Consider the following 18504-nt stretch of genomic DNA (forward strand, 5'->3'; position numbering starts at 1 on the left):
CCCATCAACTGAAAGGGATTCGCGGGAATCCTCACACTGAAGGCGCAGCGTGTCGGTCGCTCATCGCAGACGCATTTCAACGCTGTTGCTCCGCCGCTTCGCACGACGGACGCTCGCACGCGCTGGCGACGGCCCGGCGGCGTTGTCGCGTCTCTGGCCCGGCCGCGCCGACCGGCTGACGATCGCGCCGCACGACCTGCGCACGGCCGACGCCACCCGCGCCGCCGAGATCTATGCCGGCCGCTTCGTGTTCGCGGGCAAGATCGTCACCTGCCGTTCCCGCTCGATCTTCGACCTCGAACCACCATCCGAGGACTGGGAAGCTACGCTGCTGGGTTTCGGCTGGCTGCGGCACCTGCGCGCCGCCGATACCGCGATCACCCGTGCCAATGCGCGATCGCTGGTGGACGACTGGATGTCGAATCCGGCGCGCCGGCGGCCGCTCGGACGCCGTGCCGACGTCATGGCGCGCCGCGTCATCTCGCTGTTGTGCCATGCGCCGCTCGTGCTCAGCGATACCGATGGAAAATTCTATCGCCGCTATCTCCGCGCGCTGGCCCGCGACATCCGCCTGCTGCGTTTCGGCCTGCACGACGCGCCCGACGGCGTGCCGCGGCTCCAGGTGCTGATCGCGCTGTGCTACGCTTCGCTGTGCCTTGCCAATCAGGCCCGCACTATCCGCACCGCGACGCGCAAGCTGTCCGACGAATTGCGGCGTCAGATCCTGCCCGATGGCGGCCATGTCTCGCGCAATCCGGGCGCATTGATCGAACTGCTGATCGACCTGCTGCCGCTCCGGCAGACCTTCGCGGCGCGCAACATAGCGCCGCCGGCGGCGCTGTTGAACGCCATCGACCGCATGATGCCCATGCTGCGTTTCTTCCGTCACGGCGACGGCAGTTTTGCGCTGTTCAACGGTATGAGCGGTACGCCGTCGGACCTTTTGGCAACGCTGCTGGCCTATGACGACACTCGCGGCATACCGATGGCCCACATGCCGCACACCGGCTTCCAGCGCCTCGATGCCGGCGCCACGACACTGATCGTCGATACCGGACCGCCGCCACCGTCGAACCTCAGCGAGGAAGCGCATGCCGGTTGCCTGTCGTTCGAGCTGTCCTCCGGACTGAACCGGATCGTTATCAATTGCGGCACACCCTCGACCAGCCGCGACACCTGGCGCGCCTTCGCGCGCACCACGCCGGCGCATTCCACGCTGACCTGCCATGAAACGTCATCCTGCCAGTTCGTCGAACAGTCGGCGATGAAACGGCTGCTGCAAGGCGCGCCGATCGTCGGCGGCCCGCGCCATGTCGAAAGCTCCCGCGAGACTGTCGACGACGGCGAACGGCTGACGGCTTCGCATGACGGCTATCTCGCCCGCTTCGGCCTGATCCATAGCCGCATGCTGACGATCACGCGCGACGGCGCGCGGCTGGAGGGCGAGGACACGCTGGCGCCCGCGCCCGGCGGCCGCATGAAGGGCAGCAGGATCGACTACGCATTGCGTTTTCATCTGCATCCGTCGATCAAGGCGAGCCGCCTCAGCGATGGGCACGGGGTGATGCTGGTGCTGCCAAACCGCGAGGTCTGGACGTTCGACGCGCCCGCCGACCGCGTCGACCTCGAAGACAGCGTGTTTCTCGCCGGCAATGACGGCCCCCGCCGCAGCGCGCAGATCGTGATCCATCAGAGCGCGCGGGAAGCCCCCAGCGTGCGCTGGAGTTTCCTCCGTTCGGCCACCTCGCCAACGGCCACCACCGCCCGCCGCAATGCGAGCCGGCAGCCGGAATTACCGCTATAGCAGCTTAAGACCCGGTCTTTTCCGATCGTTGTGAAGGGCGACGAAAGCTGCTAACGAACCCGCGCTCGCGCGACTGGCGACCTTGGATGGAGCACCATCGGGAAGCGCGGGATATATCTGCCGCGCGCCTGGGCATAGGTATCCCTTCAGACAGAGGATCTGCCCATGACCGACCGCCCGCGCCGCGTGACCCGCGCACTGCTTTCCGTTTCCGACAAGACAGGCCTGATCGAATTCGCCCGCGCGCTCGCTGGCCTCGGCATCGATCTGGTCTCGACCGGCGGAACCGCCAAGGCGATCGCAGCGGCCGGGCTGACGGTGAAGGATGTCTCGGAGCTCACGGGCTTTCCGGAGATGATGGACGGCCGGGTCAAGACACTGCATCCGAAGGTGCATGGCGGTCTGCTGGCGATCCGCGATAATACCGAGCATGCGAAAGCGATGGCGGATCATAACATCGCGCCGATCGACCTGCTGGTGGTCAACCTGTATCCGTTCGAGGCGACCGTCGACAGGGGCGCGCATTACGAAGATTGCATCGAGAACATCGACATCGGCGGTCCGGCGATGATCCGTGCTGCCGCGAAAAACCACGACGACGTCGCGGTCGTGGTCGAACCGCAGGATTATCAGGCGGTGCTCGACGAACTTACCGCCAACGCCGGCGCAACCACGCTGAGCTTGCGCAAGCGGCTCGCCGCCAAGGCCTATGCGCGCACCGCCGCCTACGACGCCGCGATCTCCAACTGGTTCGCGGCGCAGATTGAGATCGACGCGCCGGATTATCGCGCCGTCGGCGGACGTCTTGCGCAGACGCTGCGTTACGGCGAAAACCCGCACCAGAGCGCCGCGTTCTATCGCACGCCCGAACGACGCGCCGGGGTCTCGACCGCGCGGCAGTTGCAGGGCAAGGAACTGTCCTACAACAACATCAACGACACCGACGCGGCCTATGAATGCGTCGCCGAATTCGATGCGGCGCGTACCGCGGCCTGCGTCATCATCAAGCACGCCAACCCCTGCGGCGTCGCGGAAGGAGTCGATCTCGCCGACGCCTATCGCAAGGCGCTTGCCTGCGACACCACCTCGGCCTATGGCGGCATCATCGCCTTCAACCGCACGCTCGACACTGATGCGGCCAACGCGGTCGCCGGCATCTTCACCGAAGTCATCATCGCGCCTGACGCGACCGAGGAGGCGATCGCCATCATCGGCAAGCGCAAGAACCTGCGTCTGCTGCTCGCCGGCGGCCTGCCCGATCCCCGCGCGCGCGGCCTGACCGCGAAGACGGTGGCGGGCGGACTTCTGGTGCAGACCCGCGACAACGCCGTCGTCGACGACATGCTGCTGAAGGTTGTGACGAAGCGCGCGCCGACCGAGGCCGAGATGCGCGATCTGCGCTTCGCGTTCCGCGTCGGCAAGCACGTCAAGTCCAACACCATCGTCTATGCCAGGGACCTCGCTACCGTCGGCATCGGCGCCGGGCAGATGAGCCGCGTCGATTCCGCGCGAATCGCGGCGCGCAAGGCCGAGGACGCGGCGCGCGACCTGAAGCTGGCACAGCCGCTGACCAAAGGCTCGGTCGTGGCGTCGGATGCGTTTTTCCCGTTCGCCGACGGGATGCTCGCCTGCGTCGAGGCCGGCGCCACCGCCGTCATTCAGCCGGGCGGCTCGATGCGCGACGAGGACGTCATCAAGGCGGCAGACGAGCACGGCATCGCCATGGTGTTCACCGACATCCGGCATTTCCGGCATTAGAGCATTTTCCGGCGAAGTGGATACCGGTTCGCCGTAAGAAAATGCGACGATTTTCAGAGCATGATCCCGAAAATTGGAAAGCGGTTTTCGGATAAGATCATGCTCAGAAGGATAGACGAGGGTCTGATTCAACGTAGTTTTGTCAGGCTTTAAAGCGCAATCTCTGCGGCGACTGCGTGCTCGATATTGATAATGCGGACCGTCTTTTCGCCAATCGCTCTCGCTTTGGCGGAACCAAAATCGGATTTGGCTTTTGTCGTCGAGCGGCATTCGCCGCGACGTGCTTTTCTATCTGGGCGAGGATATTTTCTTGCCGATGCGAACCTTGAGATGAAGGCGGGGGCAACAGAATGAGATCGGTGTTAGGCGGAGCAATGCTGCTTCTCGGCATGTCGGCGCTGCCGGTGCTTGCGGCGGATGGGAAAAACACCACGGCGAACGCGATGCCTCCCGGAGCGGCATCGTGCTCACCGTGTCACGGCAAGCAGGGAGAGGGCCAGCCGACGACGGCCGTGCCGCGCCTTGCCGGTCTCAACGCACAATACCTCGAACGTCAGCTTGCGGGCTTCAAGGACGGCACCCGCAAAAACCGCATCATGATGATGATCGCGTCGGACCTCTCGGATGCCGAGAAGAAAGCTCTCGCGACTTATTATGCCGATATGGCGACGACGAAGGCCGAAACCGCGCCTGCCGACGCGGCGGTGATCGCCGCAGGCGCAAAACTCGCCGCGACCGGCGACTGGTCGAAAGACCTGCCGGGTTGCGCACAGTGTCACGGAGCCGCTGGCCTCGGCGTCGGAACGGATTTTCCGCGTCTCGCCGGACAATGGGCCGTCTATATTGAGAAAGCGCTGCAGTCGTGGAAGAGCGGCGATCGCAAGACCGATCCGATGGGCGTGATGGCCAATGTCGCCGGCAAGCTCACCGACGACCAGATCAAGAGCGTCGCCGCCTATTACGAGAGCCTGCCTGTGGCGGCGTCGGCCCCTGCATCGGAGACCAAGCCATGACACGCAATCCGGTTGCCCCTTCGCTCCCGGCTGCGGCCGTTCTCGTCCTCGCGGCCACCGGCTTCGTCGGATACGTGCTGGCCATCGGCACGACCCCGGCGACAGGCGCAATGCCTGAGCAGCCTCCCGCGCAAAAAACGGAAGCCGTGCGTCCCTCCTACACGCCGCCTGCGGACAGCGACATCCCGAACGGTCCGTTCGGCGACATGATACGGCTCGGCGAGGCGATCTTTCACGACACCCAGCACAATGCGAAAGGCTTCGTCGGCAACGACCTGCAGTGCTCGAATTGTCACATCGATCGCGGCCGTCAACCGAACTCGGCGCCGCTGGGTGCCGCCTATCTTCTTTACCCCGCCTATCGCGCCAAGAATGCCCGCGTGAATACCTTCCAGGAGCGGCTGCAAGGCTGCTTCCGCTACAGCATGAATGGCAAGGCGCCGCCGTTTAACGACAAAGTGCTGGTTGCGCTGGAGAGCTACGCCTACTTCCTGGCGAAGGGCGGCCCAACCGGCGTCGTCGTCAAAGGCCAGGGCTATCCCAAGCTGAAAGCGCCGGATCAACCTGCCGATTACGATCGCGGAGCCAAGGCCTATGCCCAGCATTGCTCGCTCTGTCACGGGGCCGACGGCGCGGGACAAAAATCGGCGGACGGGCAGACCGTGTTTCCCCCGCTGTGGGGAGCGCGATCATTCAACTGGGGGGCCGGCATGGCCTCGATCCACAACGCCGCGGGCTTCATCAAGGCCAACATGCCGCTCGGTCTCGGCGGCTCGCTGACCGATCAGGAGGCATGGGATATCGCGACCTACATGGACAGCCAGGAGCGGCCGCAGGATCCGCGGTTCGTCGATTCGGTCGCGGAAACCCGCAAGCGATTCCACGACGAGCCAACCTCGAAATACGGGCTGGTCGTGAACGGCGTCCTGCTTGGCGAAAAGTCGCCGCCGTCGGGGACCATCAACGCAGCCGATTGAACGCGCGGGCGCGGCTATTCGCGCACGCGGGACAGCAGCGCGAGCCCGGCAACGAAGAACAGCACCAGCACCGCCATGCCCGCCTTCTGGCTGGCGGTGATCGCAGTGACGAAGGCGATCAGCAGCGGACCGACGAACGACGTCACCTTTCCGGTCAGCGCAAACAACCCGAAGAACTGCGCGATCCGATCCTTCGGCGCCATCCGGATCAGCAGCGTCCGCGAGGCGGCCTGCAACGGTCCGCCGGCGCCGCCGATCAGGCAACCGAGGATGAGATAGGCCTTCTCCGCGGGTGCCGCGAACAGCCCGCCGCCGGGAACGGGCGGCGGCACCTTCACGAACAGGATGGAGTCCTTCTCGACCAGCAGGATCACCGCGATCGACAGCAGCAGGACAGTCATGCTCGCGGCGATGACGAGCTTCGGACCCACGCGGTCGTCGAGCTTGCCGCCGATCCACGCGCCGAGCGCGCCGGCGATGGCAAGCAGAATGCCGAACACTCCCATCTGGATGGTATGCCAGCCGAAGGTGCCGGCGGCATAGATGCCGCCGAACGCGAACAGCGACACCAGTCCGTCGGTGTAGATCATGTTGGCGAGCAGGAAAGTCGCCAATGATTTGCGCCTCGGCAGTTCGCCGAGCGTCCCGCGCAGCTCTCTCAATCCTTCACGCAGCGCCGTCCGCACCGGACGCTTGGCCGGGAAGTCCGGCGTCAGCAGGAACATCGGCAGCACGAAGACGATGAACCAGATGCCGGTCAGGGGACCGGTGATGCGATCGCCCTGATGGGTCACGGGATCGAGCCCGAATAGCGGCGACAGGCCGAACAGCGTTTTGCCGGTCGTGGGATTGGCGGCGAGGAAGCCGAGCACCAGGATGAGGCTGAGGATGCCGCCGATATAGCCGGTGGCCCATCCTGTCCCCGACAGGCGCCCGATCTTGTGGGGCGGCACCAGCGAGGGCATCATCGCGTTGTTGAATACGGTTGCAAATTCGACGCCGATGGTGGCGATGCCGTAGGCAATCAAGAGCGGCAGGATCACGCTGGGGTCGCCGGGCCTGCCGATCCACATCAGGCTGGAGCCGATCACCAGCAGCGCGCCGAAGGCCGCGATCCACGGTTTGCGCCGGCCGCTGGCGTCGGCGATCGCGCCGAGCACCGGAGAGGCCAGCGCGATCACGATGCCGGCCGAGCCCGTCGCAAAGCCCCACAGCGACTGCCCCTCGGCCGGCGTCGCCGCCACAAAGGTCGCGAAATAGGGCGCGAAAACGAATGTCGTGATCAGCGTGAAATAGGGCTGCGCCGCCCAGTCGAACATGATCCAACTGGCGATTGCGGCGCGCGACGCATAGCGCACCTCGCTATCGGCGTTGCCCGCCGTCATGGCCGTGGTCACCGTCATGATCGATATGTCCCACCGAGTCACACAGGGCGGCTGCCTCGCGCGCCCAAATCCCTGTAGCATCCCTTCGATAACGAAATGACAACCATCATGGCCGGACCAGACATGACACGCCCTTTGCCGCCCCGGCGCGTCTTTTCCGCGATCGGTCTTTCCCTGATCGCCGCATTGCTGGTTTTCCGAACGCCCGTGTCCGCACAGGATGCGCGCGGTTCCCCGCCGCCCGCGACCGTTGCGATCCGTCCCGTGGACGCGAAACATGGCATGGTGGTGGCGCAGGAGAAGCGGGCCGCCGCAATCGGCGCGGAAATTCTGGCGCGTGGCGGCAATGCGGTCGATGCGGCGGTGGCGACCGGCTTCGCCATGGCGGTCACCTATCCCCGCGCAGGCAATCTCGGCGGCGGCGGCTTCATGGTGATTCACCTTGCGGACCGGAATCGCGACATCGCCATCGACTATCGCGAGACCGCGCCGGGCGCGACCACGCGCGACATTTTCCTTGGTGCCGACGGCAAGCCGGATCCTGCGAAGTCGCGAGATTCGGCGCTCGGCATCGGCGTGCCCGGCACCGTCGCCGGGCTCGCGCTGGCGCTCGGCCAATACGGTTCGGGCAAATTCACGCTCGCCGACCTGCTCAAGCCCGCGATCGCGCTGGCGCGCGACGGCTTCAGGATCGGCGACGACACCGCCGACACCTTGCCGCAATGGCACCGACGGCTCGCACGCTGGGCTTCGTCCGTGAAAATTTTTTCGCGCTCGGACGGCAGCTCGCTACGCGAAGGCGACCGTCTGGTTCAGACCGATCTGGCGGCAACGCTGACCGCGATCGCGGAGCGCGGGCCGCGTGGCTTTTACGAAGGGCCGGTGGCGGAACAACTGGTGGCGGCGATCCGCGCCGCCGGCGGCATCATGACACTGGACGATCTCAAGTCGTATCGGCCGCTCGTCCGCGAGCCGGTGCGCGGCAGCTATCGTGGCTATGATATCGTCTCGATGCCGCTATCATCGTCCGGCGGCACCGTACTGATCGAATCGCTGAACATCCTCGAGGGATTCCCGATGCGCGATCTGCATCAGGGGTCGGCGGATTCGCTGCACCTTCTGATCGAGGCGATGAAGCGCGCTTACGCCGACCGCGCGCGCTATCTCGGCGATCCCGCTTTTGTGCACGCACCGATCGCAACGCTGCTCGCCAAGGACTACGCCGCCAAACAGCGCGCTTCGATCGACATGGCGCGCGCAACGCCCGCCGCCGCAGTTCCCTTGCCGCCACCGCACGAGGGCGACAACACCACGCATTTTTCCGTGACCGACGCCTTCGGCAACGCCGTCAGCAACACCTATACGCTGAACTTCAGCTACGGCGTCGGGCTGGTGGCGGAAGGGACGGGCGTCCTGCTCAACAACGAACTCGACGATTTCACCGCAGCGTCCGGCGCGTCGAATGCGTTCGGGCTGGTCGGCTTCGAGGCCAACCTGCCCGGCCCCGGCAAGCGGCCGTTGTCCTCGATGACACCGACCATCGTGCTGAAGGACGGCAAACCGGTGCTGGTGACGGGCTCGCCCGGCGGCAGCCGCATCGTTTCCACGGTGCTGCAGATAATCGTCAATGTGCTCGATTACGGGATGAACGTTGCCGACGCCGTGGCCGCGCCACGGCTGCACCATCAATGGCTGCCCGACGAGGTTCGCGCCGAGCACGGATTTCCTGAAAACGTCATCGCGGAATTGCGGGCGCGGGGCCATACCGTGGTCATGCCGATGGGACAGACTTCGGCCAACTCCATCGCCGTCTCACCGGACGGCTTCCACGGGGCGGCCGATCCGCGCACGCGCGGGTCGGAGGCGGCGGGGTATTGAGCCGGCAGACCCTCATCCGTCAAAACACAGCCGAGTTCCATAATATTACCCGGATAATATTGACGCGTAAATTATATCCGGGTAATAATGATCGGCCTAATCCATGAGGGATATTGCCGATGATCTCCGACCAGACCTCCTGTTTCACCGCGTTTGAGGGCCAGCGGCGCATCGCCTCCGGCCCGCTCGCCGATGTCGCGCTCGCGGTCAAGCACGCGGAGACGCGCACGACCGCTCCGATCGCGATCTACAGCGATGCGACCGGACGGCCGGTCGACCTCGATTTGCGGGGATCCGACGATGAGATCACCGCCCGCCTGCAGCGGACCTCACCGGTGGAAGCGACCGGGCCGCGCGGTCGCGGCCGGCCGAAACTCGGCGTGGTCGCGCGCGAGGTGACGCTGCTACCGCGGCACTGGGAATGGCTGAACGCCCAGCCGGGTGGCGCGTCTGTCGCCTTGCGCAGGCTGGTCGACGAGGCCCGCCGCGCCAATGGCGAGCGGGATCGCAATCGCGCGGCGCGCGACGCGGCCTATCACTTCATGTCCGCGATGGCGGGCAACCTTGCGAACTTCGAGGAAGCCTCGCGCGCGCTGTTCGCAGACGACCGACCGCGGCTGACTGGCCTGATCGCTACCTGGCCGGACGACATCCGCGATCACGTCATCAAGCTGTGGAGCGGATTTGACATTTCACTGTGATCTGCCGTGGCCGCGCAATGCGAAGTGTCAATTCAAAACTCCACGGAAAACCTATAGCCGCCAGTTATCCCGTGGTTCCAGCCTTCGCAAAAGCGCCTGCTGAAGCGGGAATCGAATGTCAGAACCACCGGACCCCTCTATTATGTTTCGACGCGTTTTCTTTGCGCTAAGCGGCATCCACTTCGCTTGAAAACGCTATAGCTTTCGGCGGTGCCGTCAGAACTCCTGCAAGGATCCGATCATGACCGCCGCGCGACCGCTGTGGCAGGCGTATGTCTTCTTCCTGATGCCGATGATGCTGAGCAACGTGCTCCAGTCGTTGTTCGGCACCATCAACGGCATCTACCTCGGCCAGATGATCGGCGTCGACGCCCTCGCCGCCGCCTCGATCTTCTTTCCGGTGATGTTCTTTTTCATTTCCTTCATCATCGGACTTGGCGCGGGCTCGTCGGTGCTGATCGGACAGGCGTGGGGCGCGAACGCCGGCGGCAAGGCAAAAGCGATCGCGGGAAGCACGCTGGCGCTGACATTGCTTGGCGGTGGCGCGATTGCGATCGGCGGCGGAGTGTTCGCGCGACATCTGATGATGGCGCTGGCGACGCCGCCCAACATTCTCGATGCCGCGACCGACTACGCCCGCATCATGATGATCACCATGCCGGCGACCTTCACATTCCTGCTCGCCACCGCGATGATGCGCGGCGTCGGCGATACCGTCACCCCTCTATGGGCGCTTGCGATCTCCACCGTGATCGGGCTCGTCGTCACGCCGGCGCTGATACAGGGATGGTTCGGTCTGCCCCGGCTCGGCGCCGCCAGCGCCGCGATCGCCGCCGCGATTTCCTCGGTGGTAACGCTGCTATGGCTCGGGATCCACATGCTGCGGATGAATCATCCGCTGGCGCCCGATGCGGTGTTTTTCCGCGCCATGCGGCTGGACCGCGAACTGCTCGGCAAAGTGCTGCGCATCGGCGTGCCCACCGCGATCCAGCTCGTGGTGATGTCGCTCGCGGAAATCGTCCTGCTCGGCATCGTCAACGGATTCGGATCCGACGCCACCGCCGCCTATGGCGCCGTCAATCAGGTGTTGAGCTATGCGCAGTTTCCCGCGATCTCGATCGCCATCACCGCGTCGATCTTCGCAGCGCAGGCGATCGGCGCCGGCGACAACCAGCGGATCGGTGCGATCGTCCGCACCGGCATGTGGCTCAATTTGCTTTTGACCGGCGGCCTGGCCGCTCTGGGCTATCTGCTCTCACGGCTCATCATCGGCCTTTTCATCACCGGCCCTGCGGTCCTCGATCTGGCGCAGACGCTGCTGTTCATCGTGTTATGGAGCACGGTCCCGTTCGGCATGGCCACCGTGTACTCGGCCACCATGCGCGCGAGCGGTACGGTGGTGGTCCCGACGCTGCTGTCGATTCTCGCCATTGTGGCCGTGGAGGTGCCGGTCGCGGTCGTGCTCAGCCGCCGGATCGGGGTGGAAGGCGTCTGGATCGCCTATCCGGCCGCGTTCTGCACCATGATGGCGCTGCAGATGGCCTTCTACCTGTTGGTCTGGCGCAAGCGCGAGATCAAGCGTCTGATCTGAGGCCACACCGTCGTCCAGGCGTCTGAGCTGGCGTCGACAACAACCCGGGCACGACAAATACGGAGTACATCGATGCGCATTCTCGTGGTCGGGGCCGGCGCAACCGGCGGCTATTTCGGCGGCAGATTGCTCCAGGCGGATCGGGATGTGACCTTTCTGGTGCGCCCCAAACGCGCCACTGAGCTCGCAAGCACCGGTCTCGTCATCAAGAGCCCACACGGCGACGTGACGCTGAAAAATCCTCCGACCGTGCAGGCCGACGGCTTGAGCGAGAGGTTCGACGCCGTGCTGCTGGCCTGCAAGGCGTTCGATCTCGATGATGCCATCGCCTCTTTCGCGCCCGCCGTCGGCTCTCATACCGCGATCATTCCACTGCTCAACGGGATGCGCCATCTGGAAACGCTCGACGCCAAATTCGGCCGCGATCGCGTGCTCGGCGGCCTGTGCTCGCTCGCGGTCACGCTCAACGCCGAGCGCAAGATCGTTCACCTCGCGCCGATGCAGATGCTTCGCTTCGGCGAGCGCGACGGCGGCATGAGCGATCGCGTCAGGGCCATCGCCGATGTCTTCGCCGGCGCCCATTGCGGATCGCAGGCGTCCAACGACATCATCCAGGACATGTGGGAGAAGTGGGTGTTTCTGGCGACGCTGGCGGGCGCCACCTGCGTGATGCGCGCATCCATCGGCCAGATCGTCGCCGCGCCCGGCGGCCGCGATTTCATCCTTGGCGCACGCGACGAGATTGCCGCGATCGCCAGGGCGGCCGGACACGCGCCGCGCGAGGAAATTCTGACGTCCGCCACCGGCGTCCTGACGGCGGAGGGCTCGCCGCTCACCGCTTCGATGTTTCGCGACATCGAGGCGTGCGCGCGGATCGAGGCCGACCATATCATCGGCGATCTGATCACCCGCGCCGAGGCCGCGAGGCTGCCGGTGCCGAAGCTGCGTACGGTCTACACGCATCTGAAGGCCTACGAGAGCCGGCGCGGATGATCGCCACAGCGGTCTTCAGAAATCCAGATCGACATAGGTGCGCGACGCCGGCACGCCGGCCAGCCACTCGCTCAGCAGCGGCCGGAACGAGGGCCGCGACTTGATCCGCGCATACCACGCCTTCGCCGCTTCGTCCTCGGCCCATGGCACGTCGCCGAGATAGTCGATCGCCGATAAATGTGCCGCGGCGGCGAGATCGGCATAGGTCAGCTTCTCACCGGCCAGATAATTCCGCGTCCGTGCCAGCCAGCCGATATAGGCCAGATGGTGGCGCACATTGGCCTTTGCGGCGCGGATCACGTCGGTCTCCGGAGGGCCGCCGCCATTCTCCTCGCGCATGAAGCGCTTGTAGATGCGCTCCGTCACCAGCGGGCCGGACGCCTCTTCGAAGAACTTCTCGTTGAACCACGCCATCAGACGGCGCACCTCGATCCGTTCAGGCATCGACGGCGGCAGCAGCCGCCGCTCGCCGACCCGTTCGCCATAGGTCTCGTCGAGATAGTCCGCAATGATGGCCGCGCCGGGGATCGCCGGGATGCCTTCAGCGATCAGGACCGGCGTGGTGCCGGCCGGATTGAGCGCGAGAAATGCTTCGCGCCGCTCCCATACCCGCTCCTCCACCGGCCGCACATCGAGGCCGTGCTCGCCGAGAGCGAGGCGAATGAAGCGCGATTGTGGGCAGAATGAATGATGAAACAACGTGAACATAACGCCCTTGATAAGTTTGCGATTCTTAAAAAAGTATCTCTAATGCGTTAACGCCGCGGGGATCGAAGGCCCGCCTGAAGCGCCGGGAGCGCCGATCGCGGATCAGACGAATTTCGGCATTGCCGCAATGCGGCGAATAAGCGAAAAAAGCCCGCAATGTGCCGTCGAATGGGATTCGGAGCAGATATTTCATGTTTTCCGATGCGATCAGGGCCGTCATTCTCGGGATCGTCGAAGGCGTCACCGAATTCCTGCCGGTGTCCTCGACCGGACATCTGCTGCTGGCGGAACGCTTCTTCGATCTCGGCGCGGGCGATTTCTGGAATACGTTCACGGTACTGATCCAGCTCGGCGCAATTCTTGCAATTGTCGTTATCTATTTTGCGAAACTGTGGCGGATCGCGCTCGGCATGTTCTCCAATGCCGCGGACCGGCGTTTCGTCATCGGCGTGCTTGCGGCCTTCATGCCGGCGGTGATCGTCGGACTGCTTGCCGGCAAGTACATCAAGGAGCTGCTGTTCAATCCGTGGGTGGTGTGTTTTTCGCTGATCGTCGGCGGCGCGGCGCTGATGTGGGTCGATCAGCTCGACCACAAACCGCGAGAACACGACGCCACCACCTTTCCGCTGCCGATGTATATCTGGATCGGCATCGCGCAATGCACGGCGATGATCCCCGGCGTGTCGCGCTCGGGAGCGACCATCGTTTCGGCGATGCTGCTCGGCGCCGACAAGCGCGCCGCGGCGGAATTTTCCTTCTTCCTCGCGATCCCGACCATGATCGGCGCCTTCGCCTATGATTTCTACAAGAGCCGCGCCGAAATGACGGCCGACCATCTCGGCATCGTCGCGATCGGCTTCGTGGTGTCGTTCATTACCGCGATCATCGTGGTGAAGGCATTCCTCAGCTATGTCACACGAAACGGTTTTACCTTCTTCGCCTGGTGGCGGGTCATCGTCGGCACGCTCGGCCTGATCGCGCTGGCGCTGGGAAGATGATCGTGGCCGGGACGCGATGCAGCGCATCGCGCTGCTGCGCTGAACCGCGACCGTTACAACGGGTCATTCCCTGACACAGCCCCGGATCGGAAGCGCAACACGTCGTGCTGCAGCGCGCCGGGCACGCGCGGCAAAGATCACGCCCCCTTCGTCGCGAACTGGCCGGCCTTGCGGAAACGCCAGAGATATTGCGGCACCACGGCCTCCATCGAATCCGGCGAGATCCCGAGCCCCTGCAGCGTCAGTCCCGCAGCGGTCGCCGCTTCGGACACGACGTTATCGGTCCTGAGCATCGTGACCTGATCCGGCGTCAGTTTCAGCGCGCCCGGAGCGAACTGCAAAAACATCGCCTTGAAGCGGGCGGCGATGAACGGCAGCGACACCAGCATCCGCTCGCGCTCGATGACGCGCAGGATGATCTGCATGATCTCGCGCATCGTCAGCACCTCGGGACCGCCGAGTTCATAGACCGCGCCCGCCTTGGTTCTGCCGTCGACCGCGTCCGCCACCGTGGTGGCGACGTCGCCGACATAAACCGGCTGCAGCTTCGTCGCGCCGCCGCCGATCAACGGCAGAACCGGCGAGATCAGCGCCAGCGCGGCGAAGCGGTTGGTGAACTCGTCCTCGGGGCCGAACATCACCGACGGCCGCAGGATGGTCGCGGGCGGCACCGCCGCCAGCACCGCCTTTTCGCCGGCAGCCTTGGCTCGGGCGTAGGCCGAAGCCGACCTGGCGTCCGCGCCGATCGCCGAAACATGCACCATGTGTGCGCCTGCCGCAGCAGCCGCCTTCGCCACCGTCGCGGCACCCTCGGCCATCACGGCGTCGAAGGTCTGCGCGCCGCTCTTGCTCAGGATGCCGACCAGGTTGATCGCCACATGGGAATCGCGCATCGCCGCGCGCACCGACGCCGGATAGCGCAGATTGGCCTGCACGGCGTGGATCTGGCCGACCTTGCCGAGCGGCTGCAGATGTCCTGCCAGTTCGGGGCGCCGGACGCCGACCCGGATACGATAGTCACGCTTGGCGAGCGCGCGAACCACATGCCGGCCGAGGAAGCCGGAGCCTCCGAAAACCGTGACGAGAGTGTCCATATTCGATGCCATGGTCTGGTCCTCAAGGGCGCTGGTATCGGGTCGAAAACAAGGGATATTCCGCCGTTCCGCAGCCCGTCAACCGGCGGGATGCCCCACCCGTATTCGGCCGCCTCTTCAAGGATTTGACAAGCGCGCGGCCGATGCCTACTAACCCGGTCCGTGCCCAGGTGGCGGAATTGGTAGACGCGCTGGCTTCAGGTGCCAGTGGCTGCAAGGTCGTGAAGGTTCGAGTCCTTTCCTGGGCACCATGACGCTTTCGAGCGTTTGTTTTGAAATCACATAAGTAAAATCAAGGAACTGAACCTTTCCGCTTCTGATGGAATCAGAAGCAGTTAAAGGCTCTCCCCGCACATCCGAGGCTTGGCGTTTATTGCCTGCCGACGGGAGATCACGTCCCGCAGAAGGTTTGCCGGACTTCTTCCTCCGGTGCCGGCGGCTTCGCATAGTCCGCGAACTCCGGCTGGTCGTCGTAAGGATGCGCCAGCACCTCGACGAGCTGGTTAAATTTATCGAAGTGTCCCGCTTCGGCGTCCTGAATGGCCGCCTCAATACGGTGATTGCGTGGGATGAACATCGGATTGGCGGCCAGCATGGCGGTCCGGCGGGCCTCGGCGGGTCGCTCTTCAAACGACAGGCGCTCGCGCCAGCGTGCGGCCCATGCGTCGAACGCGGACGGGTTCGCGAAAAGCACCCGAGCGCCTGTATCGCACTTCGGATCGGCGGCCGCCTCGCACAGGGCCCGGAAGGTCAACGTGAAATCCGCCTGATTCTCAGCCATCGATGTGAGGAGATCGGAGGCGAGCTCGAAATCTCCTTCCATTTCGATCGCAAGACCGAGCTTCTGCCGCAGGCCAGCAAGGTATGCCCGGTTGAAATGATCATTGAAGAGCCTGATCGATGCGTTGGCGGCTTCAATCGCCTTGTCCGCGCCATCCGCCATCAGCGGCAGCAGCGTCTCGGCGAACCGGGTCAGATTCCATTTGATGACGGCAGGCTGATTGGCGAACGCATAGCGTCCAAAGTGGTCGATCGAACTGAAAACCTTGTCCGGATGGTAGGCGTCCATGAAGGCGCAGGGACCGTAGTCGATTGTCTCGCCGGCGATCGCGGTGTTGTCGGTATTCAGAACACCGTGGATGAAGCCGACAAGCATCCATCGGGCGGCCAGCCGGGCCAGGGCAGCGACCACCGCGTCGTAGAAGGCGCGATAGGGGTCTTCAGCCGAGCGCGCTTCCGGATAGTGCCGCTCGATGGCGTAGTCTGCGAGAACACGAAGATTGTCGACGTCGCCCCGTACGGCAAAATATTGAAACGTGCCGACGCGCAGATGGCTCGATGCGACGCGAGTCAGGATGCCGCCCGGCAGCACGCGTTCGCGGATGACGTTTTCGCCGGTCAGTACCGCGGCCAGCGAGCGCGTCGTCGGAATTCCAAGCGCGGCCATGGCCTCGCTGACGATGTATTCGCGGATGACAGGCCCTACCGCGGCGCGGCCATCACCGCCTCTTGAGAAGCGGGTCCGGCCGGAGCCTTTGAGCTGAAGATCATAGCGCCTGCCTGCAGCGTCGACGACTTCACCGAGCAGGATGGCGCGCCCGTCTCCAAGCTGAGGGACGAAATCCCCGAACTGATGTCCGGCGTACGCCTGAGCGATCGGCTCGGAGCCGGGTGCGATGACATTGCCGGAAAGAACGGCGACCCCTTCAGGGCTTTTGAGGAACTGAGGGTCGATGCGTAGCTGGCGGGCGAGCGCGTCGTTCACACGCAGCAGTCCGGGCGCGGGCGCCGTCGCAGGTATCACGCGCTGATAAAATGCGTCCGGCAGCCGGGCATAGGTATTGTCGAAGGGGATGAACGCTGCCGCATCTGTGGACGTGGAACGGGAAACTTCTGTCAAGGACGTCATGGCCCTAAAATCGTTCCCTGGCCGCGAAAAGCAAGCCGGAGATTTGCGGTTTGACGCGGCATAACGGAGCTGCGCCCTTGCAATTTGATGCGCGGGTCGGGATTAAAGACGTACCACGCTTAGCGCAAGCCTGCCGGCCCTCCGGACGACTGCGTTCGATCTATGCGGCCAGCCGCATTTCCTTTTCGATGATTTCGGAAAAACCCTGCCGCCAGGACGGATAGCGTGGCGACCACCCAAGTTCCCGCTTGGCCTTGGCGTTCGATCCTGCGCGGGACTCGGTCATCATGACCACGAGATGTTGTCCGGCGATAAGGCGGCCCAGCCAGGCGGGAACGCGGAATGGCGGTTTTGCCCCGAGCAGCTTGGCGATCTCGGTGAGCCAGTCGTGCACCGGCGCGGGATCATCGTCGACGATGTTGTAAACGCCCTCACCTCGCTCGACCGCGACCGCGGCCGCTTCGGCGGCATCCTCGACATGCAGGAACGACCACCACGCCGTGCCGCCGCCGATCAGCGGCATGCGGCGCTTGCAAATCTGTTCCAAAATGGAGGGATCGCAAAAGCCGGTATCGGGGCCATAGAATCCGCCATAGCGCAACGCAACACCGACCACGCCCGGCGTTGTCGTCACGGCGCGCTCGAGATGGCGGATCGCATCCAGCGTGCCGCGGAGTTCCCGCGGCGGATCCTGATCGAGCGGATCGTCTTCGGTCTTCACGTGACCGCCGGTCCGTGCATAGGGCCAACCGCAGAAGCTTTGCGCAACCATTCGCTTCGTGCCGCAGGCCTGCGCGGCTGCAACAAGATGGTCGGTTCCGGCCGTGCGCAGCCGATTGCTGCTTGCAAAGGTGCGGTCGAATTTACGCAAGTCCGACGCGCCCTTCAAATCCGTGAGTTGATGCACGATCACATCCGGGCGCGCGGCAACGACCGCGGCATGAATGGCTTTCTCGTCGAGCGCATCAGCGACCACGGGGTCCGCGCCGAGTTTCCGCAAAAGGTTCGTTTTCGCGGGCGTTCGCGTCAGTCCGGTCACGCTATACCCTCTGTGGATCAAACGCGGAACCAGACGGCATCCGACAGCGCCCGTGGCGCCAGCAACGAAAATATGCATGGAACACCTTACGAGTTGTTGCTGCTGACTGGTTAGGTTGGTGTCGGGTCTGATGAATGCAAGCGCATCAGCAAGCGACCGCGAACCTGGTCGCACGCTGCTTTCTGTTCCTGCGATGGAGACGCGCCAGCACGGTCTGACCAATTGCGACACCGATGGAGCCGCCAAAATTGCGGGCGAGATTGATGAGAGCCGACGCCTGATCGGTCTTGTCCGGCGGAATGCCTCATATGAGGCGGTGGTGATCGGGATGAAGATCAGCGGCAATCCGATGCCGAGATAGATACGCGACCAGGCGAAGTACCAGAAGTCGCATGGCGCTAGGCGTCCGAGACGACACAGCAACACGGCCGAAGCGACTTCGAACGAAATACGCATCAGCGCCGGGCTGTGCGTTCCGGTTCGGACGAGGCCGCAACGACACCCGTCGGTCGCACCAGCGAGGTCACGAAGTCGCCGTACCCGCGATCCGTCGAGGCGCGAACTCCGGGCTCACCCCCCCAGCCGCGTCAAACGCGCCGGGCTGGAGCCTTATCGCTTGCTGATGAAATCGGAAACGAGAGGCTCCATGATTTTGA

The 18504-nt window shown here is 64.3% G+C and carries 14 protein-coding genes, 1 tRNA gene, 1 pseudogene and 1 riboswitch; of the genes and pseudogenes, 10 read left to right on the forward strand and 6 right to left on the reverse strand.

What is annotated here, in order from left to right; all coding sequences use genetic code 11:
* The first annotated feature begins 49 nt into the window (after window positions 1-49).
* From ACS3WB_RS00260 to ACS3WB_RS00275, 4 genes are all read left to right on the forward strand, one after another.
* On the forward strand, window positions 50-1804 hold the full coding sequence (locus ACS3WB_RS00260) for a heparinase II/III family protein (RefSeq protein WP_438273620.1): 1755 nt from the start codon (window positions 50-52) through the stop codon (window positions 1802-1804).
* Between the two features lie 59 nt (window positions 1805-1863).
* Window positions 1864-1945: riboswitch (ZMP/ZTP riboswitch) on the forward strand.
* A 24-nt stretch (window positions 1946-1969) separates the two neighbouring features.
* Entirely contained in the window at window positions 1970-3562 is a 1593-nt protein-coding gene (purH, locus tag ACS3WB_RS00265; protein ID WP_438273621.1) for a bifunctional phosphoribosylaminoimidazolecarboxamide formyltransferase/IMP cyclohydrolase, read from the forward strand.
* Window positions 3563-3912: 350 nt separating this feature from the next.
* Window positions 3913-4575: a c-type cytochrome gene (locus ACS3WB_RS00270; protein WP_438273622.1), complete on the forward strand. Its 663-nt coding sequence runs from the start codon at window positions 3913-3915 to the stop codon at window positions 4573-4575.
* Complete coding sequence (locus tag ACS3WB_RS00275) at window positions 4572-5552, forward strand: c-type cytochrome (protein WP_438273623.1); 981 nt, start codon at window positions 4572-4574, stop codon at window positions 5550-5552. Before ACS3WB_RS00270 ends, ACS3WB_RS00275 begins: the two co-directional genes overlap by 4 nt.
* Before the next feature lie 14 nt (window positions 5553-5566).
* Here ACS3WB_RS00275 and ACS3WB_RS00280 read toward each other — a convergent pair whose 3' ends face one another.
* The gene (locus ACS3WB_RS00280) at window positions 5567-6955 is read right to left on the reverse strand and encodes an MFS transporter (RefSeq protein ID WP_438273624.1); all 1389 of its coding nucleotides are present in this window, start codon (window positions 6953-6955) and stop codon (window positions 5567-5569) included.
* A gap of 105 nt (window positions 6956-7060) precedes the next feature.
* Here ACS3WB_RS00280 and ggt point away from each other — a divergent pair, with 105 nt between their 5' ends.
* The 4 genes from ggt (at window position 7061) to panE (ending at window position 12100) form a co-directional block, all read left to right on the forward strand.
* Complete coding sequence (gene ggt, locus ACS3WB_RS00285; protein WP_438273625.1) at window positions 7061-8815, forward strand: gamma-glutamyltransferase; 1755 nt, start codon at window positions 7061-7063, stop codon at window positions 8813-8815.
* A gap of 119 nt (window positions 8816-8934) precedes the next feature.
* The gene (locus ACS3WB_RS00290) at window positions 8935-9516 is read left to right on the forward strand and encodes a DUF2239 family protein (RefSeq protein WP_438273626.1); all 582 of its coding nucleotides are present in this window, start codon (window positions 8935-8937) and stop codon (window positions 9514-9516) included.
* A 241-nt stretch (window positions 9517-9757) separates the two neighbouring features.
* Complete coding sequence (locus tag ACS3WB_RS00295; protein ID WP_438273627.1) at window positions 9758-11107, forward strand: MATE family efflux transporter; 1350 nt, start codon at window positions 9758-9760, stop codon at window positions 11105-11107.
* 72 nt (window positions 11108-11179) lie between these two features.
* Window positions 11180-12100, forward strand: coding sequence for a 2-dehydropantoate 2-reductase (panE, locus tag ACS3WB_RS00300; RefSeq protein WP_438273628.1), 921 nt, complete (start codon window positions 11180-11182; stop codon window positions 12098-12100).
* A 15-nt stretch (window positions 12101-12115) separates the two neighbouring features.
* On the opposite strand, the gene ACS3WB_RS00305 is transcribed toward panE, so the two are convergent.
* Window positions 12116-12808 carry a glutathione S-transferase family protein gene (locus tag ACS3WB_RS00305; protein ID WP_438273629.1) on the reverse strand — a complete coding sequence of 231 codons (693 nt, stop codon included), beginning with the start codon at window positions 12806-12808 and terminating at the stop codon, window positions 12116-12118.
* 191 nt (window positions 12809-12999) lie between these two features.
* On the opposite strand from ACS3WB_RS00305, the gene ACS3WB_RS00310 reads away from it, so the two are divergent.
* Window positions 13000-13806, forward strand: a complete 807-nt coding sequence (locus ACS3WB_RS00310; protein ID WP_438273630.1) for an undecaprenyl-diphosphate phosphatase — start codon at window positions 13000-13002, stop codon at window positions 13804-13806.
* 137 nt (window positions 13807-13943) lie between these two features.
* Here the strand turns inward: ACS3WB_RS00310 and ACS3WB_RS00315 are convergent, their stop codons facing one another.
* Entirely contained in the window at window positions 13944-14912 is a 969-nt protein-coding gene (locus ACS3WB_RS00315; RefSeq protein ID WP_438273631.1) for a complex I NDUFA9 subunit family protein, read from the reverse strand.
* 152 nt (window positions 14913-15064) lie between these two features.
* Between ACS3WB_RS00315 and ACS3WB_RS00320 the strand changes: the two genes are divergently transcribed.
* A tRNA-Leu gene (locus ACS3WB_RS00320) sits at window positions 15065-15151 on the forward strand.
* A 140-nt stretch (window positions 15152-15291) separates the two neighbouring features.
* Here the strand turns inward: ACS3WB_RS00320 and ACS3WB_RS00325 are convergent.
* From ACS3WB_RS00325 to ACS3WB_RS00335, 3 genes and pseudogenes are all read right to left on the reverse strand, one after another.
* Complete coding sequence (locus ACS3WB_RS00325; protein ID WP_438273632.1) at window positions 15292-16809, reverse strand: protein adenylyltransferase SelO; 1518 nt, start codon at window positions 16807-16809, stop codon at window positions 15292-15294.
* A gap of 160 nt (window positions 16810-16969) precedes the next feature.
* Window positions 16970-17926 (reverse strand): NAD-dependent epimerase/dehydratase family protein, encoded by a 957-nt coding sequence (locus ACS3WB_RS00330; RefSeq protein WP_438273633.1) that lies wholly within the window; start codon window positions 17924-17926, stop codon window positions 16970-16972.
* A gap of 121 nt (window positions 17927-18047) precedes the next feature.
* Window positions 18048-18235: pseudogene (locus tag ACS3WB_RS00335) on the reverse strand (DHA2 family efflux MFS transporter permease subunit); the annotation flags it as partial.
* Window positions 18236-18504 lie beyond the last annotated feature (269 nt).

Source organism: Nitrobacter sp., assembly GCF_051535215.1.
Taxonomy (GTDB): Bacteria; Pseudomonadota; Alphaproteobacteria; order Rhizobiales; family Xanthobacteraceae; genus Nitrobacter.

Excerpts from the sequence above, each read along its gene's own strand:
- ACS3WB_RS00310 (WP_438273630.1), top strand. The coding sequence starts at position 13,000 with ATGTTTTCCGATGCGATCAGGGCCGTCATTCTCGGGATCGTCGAAGGC.
- ACS3WB_RS00305 (WP_438273629.1), bottom strand. The coding sequence starts at position 12,808 with ATGTTCACGTTGTTTCATCATTCATTCTGCCCACAATCGCGCTTCATT.
- ACS3WB_RS00315 (WP_438273631.1), bottom strand. The coding sequence starts at position 14,912 with ATGGCATCGAATATGGACACTCTCGTCACGGTTTTCGGAGGCTCCGGC.
- ACS3WB_RS00330 (WP_438273633.1), bottom strand. The coding sequence starts at position 17,926 with ATGCATATTTTCGTTGCTGGCGCCACGGGCGCTGTCGGATGCCGTCTG.
- ACS3WB_RS00275 (WP_438273623.1), top strand. The coding sequence starts at position 4,572 with ATGACACGCAATCCGGTTGCCCCTTCGCTCCCGGCTGCGGCCGTTCTC.
- ACS3WB_RS00270 (WP_438273622.1), top strand. The coding sequence starts at position 3,913 with ATGAGATCGGTGTTAGGCGGAGCAATGCTGCTTCTCGGCATGTCGGCG.
- purH (WP_438273621.1), top strand. The coding sequence starts at position 1,970 with ATGACCGACCGCCCGCGCCGCGTGACCCGCGCACTGCTTTCCGTTTCC.
- ACS3WB_RS00295 (WP_438273627.1), top strand. The coding sequence starts at position 9,758 with ATGACCGCCGCGCGACCGCTGTGGCAGGCGTATGTCTTCTTCCTGATG.
- ACS3WB_RS00290 (WP_438273626.1), top strand. The coding sequence starts at position 8,935 with ATGATCTCCGACCAGACCTCCTGTTTCACCGCGTTTGAGGGCCAGCGG.
- ACS3WB_RS00280 (WP_438273624.1), bottom strand. The coding sequence starts at position 6,955 with ATGACGGTGACCACGGCCATGACGGCGGGCAACGCCGATAGCGAGGTG.
- ACS3WB_RS00325 (WP_438273632.1), bottom strand. The coding sequence starts at position 16,809 with ATGACGTCCTTGACAGAAGTTTCCCGTTCCACGTCCACAGATGCGGCA.
- panE (WP_438273628.1), top strand. The coding sequence starts at position 11,180 with ATGCGCATTCTCGTGGTCGGGGCCGGCGCAACCGGCGGCTATTTCGGC.
- ggt (WP_438273625.1), top strand. The coding sequence starts at position 7,061 with ATGACACGCCCTTTGCCGCCCCGGCGCGTCTTTTCCGCGATCGGTCTT.